The following is an 8,577-nucleotide window of genomic DNA, read 5'->3' on the forward strand; positions in this document are numbered from 1 at the left end:
GACCGATCTCCACCACCCCGTGGGGGGGGTGGGCGGCCGGGCCGGCCCGCGGCGCCACACACCCCCGAGTCTGCGAGGCGCGCGCCATGAACCTGTCGATCCGCAACCAGCTCCCGGGCACCGTCACGGCGGTGACGGCCGGTGTGGCCATGGCGTCCGTCAAGGTGCGACTGGCCGGGGGCCAGGAGATCACCGCGGCCGTCACGCGGGAGGCCGTCAAGGAGCTGGGCCTGGCGGCGGGTTCGTCCGTACGGGCCCTGGTGAAGGCCACCGAGGTGGCGCTGGCCACCGGTCCGGTCGAGGGGCTGTCGATCCGCAACCGGCTGCCGGGCACCGTCATGGGGGTCACCACGGGGGAGGCCATGGCCACCGTAAGGGTGGGCGTCGTGGGCGGCGAGCTGACGGCGGCGGTCACCCGCGAGGCGGTGGACGACCTGGGCCTGTTCCCGGGATCCGAGGTGGTCGCCCTGGTCAAGTCCACCGAGATCTCGCTCGCGGCGGGCTGACGACCCGTCCGCACGACCGCCCCGCCGCCCCTCCGGTCCGCGCTTCCGCGCCCCGTCCCGCGCCTCCGTGGGTCCGCGGCCGCGTTCCTCGGACCGGAGCGTCGCGCTCCGACTGGCCGGAACAGGTCCTCGCGCGCGGAGGCCGCATTGACCGCCCGGCGGAGGCGCGGTTGCATGCGCGTGGCCTTCCGGCGGAAAGCCGGTGGGGAAACCGTGCGTCGTGTGGGGGGAACATGCGAAGAGACGAACGCTGGGAGAGAAGCCGCCGCCTGCGGACCGTCCTGGGGGCCGCCGCCGCGGTCTGCGCGGTCACGGCCGCGCTGCCCGGTCCGGCCTCGGCGGAGCCGGCACCGGGTGGTGCCGGCTTACGGGAGGGGTCCGTCGCGCGCCTCAGCGTCGCGGCGGACGGTGCGCAGGCCACGGGCGGCGCCTCGCACCACGCCTCGATCACGCCCGACGGCCGGCACGTGATCTTCCTGTCCTCCGCGGCCGGTCTGACCGCCGACGCGGTCTCGGCCGGGGACAAGCCGTACCTGCGCGACGGGACGACCGGGGAGGTGCGCCGGCCCTCGCACTACGCGGTGGCGGAACCGGCCGCGGCGCAGACGGTCTCGGTGAGCGGGGACGGCCGGTACACCGCCTACCCGATCCCGTGGGTGCGGCACGTCCGGACCAACCTGACGCGGATGTCCTCGGGCGCCTCGATCCAGGCCGACTGCTACGGCTACGGCTGCAACCAGGCGTCCTGGGACGCGACGGGCCGGTACCTGGCCCTGGTCGTCCTGAACCCGCCCGCCCGGCCCGGACCGCCCGGCAGCCAGCGGATCGAGGTCCAGGACCCGAACGCCGGCACCGCCAGGACGGTCGCGAGCCTCGGTCACCTGCTGCCCTCCCTGCCCTCGATGAGCGGGGACGGCCGGCTCGTCGCCTACCAGGACGCCGAGACGCAGGACGTGTACGTGCGGGACATGCCGGGCAACACCCGGACCGGCCCGGTGGAGGGCCCGGCCGTGACGGCCTCGCTGGTGCAGCTGAGCGACGACGGCACCAAGGTCGTCTACCGCTCGGGTCCGGACACCCACGTCCACGACCTGGCCTCCGGCACCACGCAGACCGTGCCGGGGGTGAAGGGGCTGGCGATCGACCCCACCGGCCGCTACCTCCTGTACGCCCCGAACGCCACGGGCGGACCCTCACTGCTGCTGCGGGACCTGGTGGAGGGCACGGACGAGGTGGTGGCCCAGCAGCCCGCCACGGCGGGTGTCGACGCGGTCAGCTCCGGCGGGCGGGAGGTCGTCTTCGAATCCGCCGCCGACGACCTCGTGCCCGGGGACACCAACGGGGTGACCGACGTGTTCATCCGCCGGTTCTCCTGAACCGGACGGGGCGGGGCGGGGCCGGATCCCGTACCCGACCGGACCGGACCTCCGGTCCCGCCCCGCGCGGGACCGGACGGCCGCGTCGCGTCGTGCCGCCTCCTCAGGCCTTGAGGGCGCGTCCGGCGACCGCCAGGGAGAGGCGGCGCGGGGCCAGTCCGGCCGCCATCGCGGACAGCCGGTTGCCCAGGCCCGCCACGATGCTCGGCGGCGTCGAGCGGCGGTCCAGGGCGCGCAGCGCCGCCGCCACCACCTGCTCCGGGCCGGCCATCCGCCCGACGGCCGCGTCCCGGCTGCCGACCACGTCGAAGAACTCGGTGCGCACGGGGCCCGGGGAGACCGCCAGCACCCGCAGCGGGGTGTGGCGCGTCTCGTAGGCCACCGCCTCGGTGAAGCTCAGGACGAACGCCTTCGTGGCCCCGTACACGGCCATCGAGGGGGTCGGCTGGTAGGCGGCGGCGCTGGCCACCGTCACCAGCGCGCCCCGACCGTCGGCCGTGAGCGCGGGCAGGAACGCGCGGGTCAGCTCGGCCACCGCGGTGACGTTGAGCCGGATCATCTCGCCGATGCGGTCCGGGTCCTGCGCGGCCAGCGGGCCGTGGCTGCCGAAGCCGGCGTTGTTGACCAGGGTCTGCACGGACAGGCCCCGGGAGTCCAGCGCGGACCGCAGGGCGGCGGCGGCTCCGGGGGCGGCCAGGTCGGCGGCCAGGACGTGGGCGGTGGTCCCGTACCGCTCGTTCAGGTCACCCGCCAGCTCCTCCAGCCGGTCCGCCCGGCGGGCGACGAGGACCACGTCCGCGCCCCGGGCGGCCCACTGCCGGGCGAACTCGGCGCCGAGCCCGGAACTGGCCCCGGTGATCAGTGCGGTGGTGCCGCGGTATGTCATAGACATCGTCGTGCTCCGTTTCGGCGCTTGTGAAGAGTGTGACCGGAGTCGAATGTAGGCAGAGTAAACATTGTAGTCAATGACAACATGAGAGGGGCCGGTCGTGTCCGACGCCGAAGCGCCCTACCACCACGGCAACCTGCGGGCCGCGCTCCTGGAACGGGCCGAAGCCGTCCTGGCCGCCACCGGCCCGGACGGGGTCTCCCTGCGCGCCCTCGCCCGCGACCTCGGCGTCAGCCACGCCGCGCCCGGACGCCACTTCCGCGACCGGCAGGCGCTCTTCGACGCGCTGGCCGTCAGCGGGTTCACCCGGCTCAACGGGAGGTTGCGGGCGGCGGCGGAGGGCCCCGGGACCGTCACGGAGGCCCTGGCCCGGCTCGGCCGGGCGTACGTGGAGTTCGCGGTCGGGCACGCCGCCCTGGTGGGCCTGATGTTCACCGCGAAGCACGCGGACGGGTCCAGCGAGGAGCTGCGGGCCCTCGGTCACGGCAGCCTGGAGGCCGCCGCCGAGCTCATCGCGCGGGCCCAGCGGGACGGGGCGGTCCGGGCGGGCGACCCGGGTCGGCTGGCCCAGGTCGCGTTCTCCACGCTGCACGGGCTGGCCGTGCTCGCCGTCGGGGACCTCCTGGACGACACCCCGCTCGACGAGGCCACCGAGCTGGCCCTGGACGTCCTCCTCACCGGCCTGGCGGCGCCGCCCGCGTGAGCACCGGGGCGGGGAGGAGCGGGGCGGGGGTCAGGCCCCCGCGGGGGTCCGGCCCGCCCGGAGCTCGCGGATCAACGCCCGCACCGCCCCGGCCGCGGCGAGCTCGGGGGTGGTCACGTACCCGACCGTCCGGGTCGGTCGGTCCGGCCCCAGATCCGTCACGGCCACCGATTCGGGCGCCCCGTGCAGCGACAGCGCGGGCATGATGGCCATCCCCAGCCCCCGTTCCACCATCGTCAGCACCATGCCGTCGTCCTCGGCGCGCACCGTCGCCCGGGGGATCCAGTCCTGCCGGCCCCACCAGGCCCGCGTGTAGGAGCCGCAGTTCTCGTCCCAGTCCAGGAAGGGCAGGGTCCGGGGGTCGGGATGCCCCGCCGGGTGCACCAGCGCGTACGGCTCCTCCGTCAGGGCCCCGGTGACCAGCCCCTCCGGCAGGGCCGCCGAGCCGCCCAGGGTCGCGATGCCGAGGTCGGCCCGGCCCGCCGCCACCTCCCCGGCCGTGCCCGCGCCCAGCTCCCGCACCACCCGGACCTCCGGCTCGATCTCCGGGTGCCGGCGGGTCAGCCGCTCCAGGGCCGGGGGCAGCAGGTGCAGGGCCGCGCTGCGGAAGGCGGCGATCCGCACGGGTCCGGCGGGCGGGGCCCCCTCGCCGGAACGGGCCGCCGCCCGGGTCTCCGCGACCAGCACGTCGAGGAGGCGCAGCACCCGGCGGGCGTGGGCCACGGCCCGTTCCCCCGCCGGGGTCGGCCGGGCGCCCCGCCGGTCCCGTTCGAAGAGCACCGCCCCGATCCGGCCCTCCGTGGCGCGCACCGAGTGCGAGACGGCGGACTGCGTCAGGCCCAGGGCCGCGGCCGCGGCGGAGAACCCGCCGCTGTCGGCGACGGCCACCAGGACCTTGAGTTCCTGCGGAGCGAGCTCGGGCACGACCCCTCCCACCTCGTTCTATGAGCACTGTTCATGGATGTGCGACTGCCATGAGCCCAACCCCCTGCCCGGCCCCCGCATTCCTTCCTAGCGTGACGCCCATGACCGACACCGCTCGTTACGTGCACCAGACCGCCCGCCCCACCGGCTTCCCCGTCGCCACGGACTTCACCCTCGTCGAGGCCCCCGTCCCCGAACCGGCCCCCGGCACCGCCCTCGTCGAGAACCTGCTGCTGTCCGTGGACCCCTACCACCGCGGTCTGATGGACGGCGGGGAGGGCGGCTTCGCCCTCGGCACCCCGCTGGAGGGCCGCTCCCTGGGCCGCGTCACCGCCTCCCGGGACCCGAAGCTCGCCGAGGGCGACCTCGTCTTCCACCGGGCGGGCTGGCGCACCCACGCCCTGGTCACCGAGGGCGCGGACGGGGCCCGCAAGGTCCGCGCGCACGAGGGCGTCGCCCCGGAGGCGTACCTGAGCATCCTCGGCGGCACCGGCCTCACCGCGTACGCCGCCCTCACCCGGACCGCCCGACTCCGCGCGGGGGAGGACCTGTTCGTCTCGGCCGCCGCCGGCGGGGTCGGCACGGCCACCGCCCGACTGGCCCGGCTGATGGGGGCCGGTCGCGTCATCGGCAGCGCCGGTTCCGCCGCGAAGGTCCGCCGGCTCACCGAGGAGTTCGGCTTCGACGCGGCCTTCGACTACCACGACGGCCCGGTCGCCGAGCAGTTGGCCGCGGCCGCCCCCGAGGGCATCGACGTGTACGTGGACAACGTGGGCGGCGACCACCTCGAAGCCGCGATCGGCTCCCTCCGCGAGTTCGGCCGGATCGCCTGGGTGGGGGCCATCGCCCAGTACAACGGGGACCGGGCCCCGGCCGCCCCGCACAACCTCTTCGAGGTGGTGCACAAGTCCCTGCGACTGGAAGGGGTGCTGGTCCGCCACCACCTCGCCCTGCAGGAGGAGTTGGAGGACTTCGTCGTCCCGCACCTGCGCAGCGGGGCGGTGGGCGTGGACGCCACCGTGGCCGAGGGCTTCGAGCGGACCGTCGACTCCTTCATCGGCATGCTGCACGGCCGCAACACTGGGAAGATGCTGGTCAGGCTGGGCAGTTGAGGGCCGGCCGGAGCCCGCGGAAAATCCGGTGAACCGGGCCCGGCCGCTCACTACACTCGCCGGAGCGAGCCGCCACGGGTCCCGTCGGAGGGACCCGGCCGGGGCGGCCGCACGTGACCGGAGGGTCCCGGCGCCGTCGGGACCGCAGCAGGAGGGGAGAGGACCATGGCCGTCAGCGGCGCCCGTGCGTTCCCCTCCCCGGTCCGGTACGACGTGATCCCCGTGTCCCGGGGTGCCCGGTGCCCGCAGCGCGGCGCGCACCGGCCGTCCGTGACCTCCCGCTGACCCCCGCCCGCCCCGCACGTCCCGCCGCCCGGCCCCGCCGCGGCCGGCGGACGCCGGGGCCCGGCGCCGGGGTCGGCCGTCCGGGAATCGCGCCGACCCCGCGGACCCCGCCGCGCGCCCACCTGCGCGCCGGGCGGGGACCGCCCTCCTGTCACAGAAACGGGCCCCCGGCCATGCGCACCGACGCACGCGGCACCGCCGCCACCCCCACCCACGCCCCCGCAGCCGTCCGCAACCTCGGCATCCTCGCCCACGTCGACGCGGGCAAGACCACCCTCACCGAACGCGTCCTGTTCGCCGCCGGAGCCGTCCACAAGCGCGGCGAGGTCCACGAGGGCACCACCGTCACCGACTTCGACGCCCAGGAACGCGACCGCGGCATCACCATCTTCGCGGCGGCCGTCAGCTGCACCTGGGACGGGCACCGCCTCGGCCTCATCGACACCCCCGGACACGTGGACTTCTCCGCCGAGGTGGAGCGCTCCCTGCGCGTCCTCGACGGGGCCGTCGCCGTGTTCGACGCCGTGGCCGGGGTCGAGCCCCAGAGCGAGGCCGTCTGGCGGCAGGCCGACCGGTACGGAGTCCCGCGCATCGCCTTCGTCAACAAGCTGGACCGGGCGGGCGCCGACCTGGACGCCGCGGTGGCCTCCCTCCGGGACCGACTGGGCGTCGTCCCGCTGGTGGTCCAGCTCCCGATCGGTGCCGAGGGCGCCTTCACCGGGCTGGTGGACCTGGTCCGGATGCGGGCCCTGCACTGGCCGGACGGTGCCACCGCCCCGGAGGAGGGGCCCGTCCCCGACGGGCTCCGCCCCGAGGCGGACCGGTGCCGCCGGGCGCTGGAGGAGGCCGTCGCCGGACTGCACCCCGGCGCCCTGGAGGAGTACTGCGCCGGCTCCGCCCTGCGGGAGGGGACCCTGCGCGGCGCCCTGAGGGAGCTGACCCTGGGCCGGGAGGCCGTGGTGGTGCTCTGCGGATCCGCCTACCGCAACCGCGGGGTCGAGCCGTTGCTCGACGCGGTGGTGGCCTACCTGCCCTCGCCCGCCGAGCTGCCGGCCGTGCGCGGCACCGCCCTGCCCGGGGCGGACACGGCCGGGCGGGCACCCGAACGCGCCCCGGACCCGGCGGAGCCCTTCACCGCGCTGGCCTTCAAGGTGGCGGCCACCCCGACCGGGCGCCTCACCCACCTGCGGGTCTACGCGGGCACCCTGCGCCGCGGCGACGCGGTGCTGGACGCGGGCGCCGGCCGGACCGAGCGGGTCGGGCGGATCCTGCGGGTCCAGGCCGACCGGTACGAGGAACTGGACCGGGCGGTGGCAGGCGACCTGGTCGCCGTGATCGGGCCGAAGGCGGTCCGGGCGGGCGCCACCCTGTGCGATCCGGCGGCCCCGCTGCTGCTGGAACCGCCCGCGGCCGCCGACCCGGTGCTGTCGGTGGCGGTCGAGGCCGTCCGCTCCACCGACACCGGGCGGCTCGCGGCCGCGCTGGCCCGCCTGGTGGAGGAGGACCCCTCCCTGGTGGTCCGGACCGACCCCGAGCACGGCCAGACGGTGCTGTCCGGGCGCGGGGAACTGCACCTGGAGGTCGCGGTGGAGCAGCTGCGCCGGGTCCACGGGGTGCCGGTGCGGTCCGGTCGGCCGCAGGTCTCCTACCGGGAGACGGTGGTCTCGGGCGTCACCGGCCTACGCCACCGGCACGCCAAACAGGACGGCGGCGCCGGACAGTTCGCCCAGGTGGTGCTGGACGTGGCGGCGGGGGAGGGGCCGGGCCTGGAGTTCGAGTCCGCCGTGACCGGCGGCCGGGTGCCCGCGGAGTACGTGCGGGCCGTGGCCGCGGGCTGCCGGGACGCCCTGGCCGAGGGACCGCTCGGCGGGTTCCCGGTCACCGGGGTGCGGGTCACGCTCACCGACGGGGCGGTGCACGTCAAGGACTCCTCGGAGCTCGCGTTCCGGGCGGCGGGCCGGGCCGCCCTGCGGGAGGCCCTGCGCGGCTGCGCCATGGAGCTGTTGAGCTTCTCCTTGACCTTGCGGGCGTCCTCGCGCTGCGCGTCCAGGGACGCGAAGTGCGCCTTGCGCCGCTTGGAGAAGGCCGACCGGGCGTGCGAGAAGCGGTGCCACAGCTCGTCGTCGGACTTGCGGTCCAGGCGCGGCAGGCCCTTCCAGGTGTCCACCAGCGCACGCAGCCGCTCGCCCGCGGAGCGCCACTGCTCGCTCTGCGCCAGCTCCTCGGCCTCCACGACCAGCTTCTCCTTGGCCTCGCGGGCCTCGGTGGTCTGCTTGGCCTTCTGGACCTTGCGCTCCTCGCGGCGCGACTCCACGGTCGTCACCAGCTTGTCCAGCCGCACCCGCAGCGCGTCGAGGTCGCCCACCGCGTGGTGCTCCTCGACCTGCTCGCGGATGTGACCGATGGCCGTGACCGCGTCCTTCTCGGAGAGATCGGTGGTCCGCACCCGTCGTTCGAGGAGGCCGATCTCGACCACCAGGCCCTCGTACTTGCGCTCGAAGTAGGCCAGGGCCTCCTCAGGGGTGCCCGCCTGCCACGATCCGACGACCTTCTCGCCCTCGGCGGTACGCACGTACACGGTGCCCGTCTCGTCGACGCGGCCCCACGGGTCGCTGCTCACAGCGCCTCCTCCACCTGATGCCCGCCGAGGGGTTCGCCCCCCGGGCATCGTCCACAGTTTCCTGGGGCGGGCAGCGCCCGCCCTGCACAACGCCAACATAGGCGACGGCCGGGCCGCCTGTCCGCATCCAGCGCGGTCCAAACGCATCCGGCGGCCCAGGAT

General features: G+C 75.9%; 6 protein-coding genes and 2 pseudogenes. 5 read left to right on the forward strand and 3 right to left on the reverse strand.

The window, feature by feature from the left end:
• Nucleotides 1-86: 86 nt before the first annotated feature.
• Nucleotides 87-506 carry a TOBE domain-containing protein gene (locus ABTZ17_RS34760; protein ID WP_352199806.1) on the forward strand — a complete coding sequence of 140 codons (420 nt, stop codon included), beginning with the start codon at nucleotides 87-89 and terminating at the stop codon, nucleotides 504-506.
• A 233-nt stretch (nucleotides 507-739) separates the two neighbouring features.
• Nucleotides 740-1,882: a TolB-like translocation protein gene (locus ABTZ17_RS34765; protein WP_352199801.1), complete on the forward strand. Its 1,143-nt coding sequence runs from the start codon at nucleotides 740-742 to the stop codon at nucleotides 1,880-1,882.
• Nucleotides 1,883-1,985: 103 nt separating this feature from the next.
• On the opposite strand, the gene ABTZ17_RS34770 is transcribed toward ABTZ17_RS34765, so the two are convergent.
• Nucleotides 1,986-2,774 (reverse strand): SDR family NAD(P)-dependent oxidoreductase, encoded by a 789-nt coding sequence (locus tag ABTZ17_RS34770; protein WP_352199802.1) that lies wholly within the window; start codon nucleotides 2,772-2,774, stop codon nucleotides 1,986-1,988.
• A gap of 97 nt (nucleotides 2,775-2,871) precedes the next feature.
• Here ABTZ17_RS34770 and ABTZ17_RS34775 point away from each other — a divergent pair, with 97 nt between their 5' ends.
• Complete coding sequence (locus ABTZ17_RS34775; protein ID WP_352199803.1) at nucleotides 2,872-3,474, forward strand: TetR/AcrR family transcriptional regulator; 603 nt, start codon at nucleotides 2,872-2,874, stop codon at nucleotides 3,472-3,474.
• A gap of 30 nt (nucleotides 3,475-3,504) precedes the next feature.
• Here ABTZ17_RS34775 and ABTZ17_RS34780 read toward each other — a convergent pair whose 3' ends face one another.
• The gene (locus tag ABTZ17_RS34780) at nucleotides 3,505-4,398 is read right to left on the reverse strand and encodes a LysR family transcriptional regulator (RefSeq protein ID WP_352199804.1); all 894 of its coding nucleotides are present in this window, start codon (nucleotides 4,396-4,398) and stop codon (nucleotides 3,505-3,507) included.
• A gap of 101 nt (nucleotides 4,399-4,499) precedes the next feature.
• On the opposite strand from ABTZ17_RS34780, the gene ABTZ17_RS34785 reads away from it, so the two are divergent.
• Nucleotides 4,500-5,510, forward strand: coding sequence for an NADP-dependent oxidoreductase (locus tag ABTZ17_RS34785; protein ID WP_352199805.1), 1,011 nt, complete (start codon nucleotides 4,500-4,502; stop codon nucleotides 5,508-5,510).
• A 458-nt stretch (nucleotides 5,511-5,968) separates the two neighbouring features.
• Nucleotides 5,969-7,801: pseudogene (fusA, locus tag ABTZ17_RS34790) on the forward strand (elongation factor G); the annotation flags it as partial.
• Here the strand turns inward: fusA and ABTZ17_RS34795 are convergent.
• Nucleotides 7,801-8,415 (reverse strand): annotated as a pseudogene (locus tag ABTZ17_RS34795) (DUF349 domain-containing protein); the annotation flags it as partial. The pseudogenes fusA and ABTZ17_RS34795 sit on opposite strands and share 1 nt — an antisense overlap.
• Nucleotides 8,416-8,577: the final 162 nt, after the last annotated feature.

Origin of the sequence: Streptomyces sp. NPDC097619, from assembly GCF_040302735.1 — a bacterium.
Taxonomy (GTDB): domain Bacteria; phylum Actinomycetota; class Actinomycetes; order Streptomycetales; family Streptomycetaceae; genus Streptomyces.

Coding starts and splice junctions, on each gene's coding strand:
- ABTZ17_RS34760 (WP_352199806.1), top strand. CDS start 87: ATGAACCTGTCGATCCGCAACCAGCTCCCGGGCACCGTCACGGCGGTG.
- ABTZ17_RS34770 (WP_352199802.1), bottom strand. CDS start 2,774: ATGTCTATGACATACCGCGGCACCACCGCACTGATCACCGGGGCCAGT.
- ABTZ17_RS34765 (WP_352199801.1), top strand. CDS start 740: ATGCGAAGAGACGAACGCTGGGAGAGAAGCCGCCGCCTGCGGACCGTC.
- ABTZ17_RS34785 (WP_352199805.1), top strand. CDS start 4,500: ATGACCGACACCGCTCGTTACGTGCACCAGACCGCCCGCCCCACCGGC.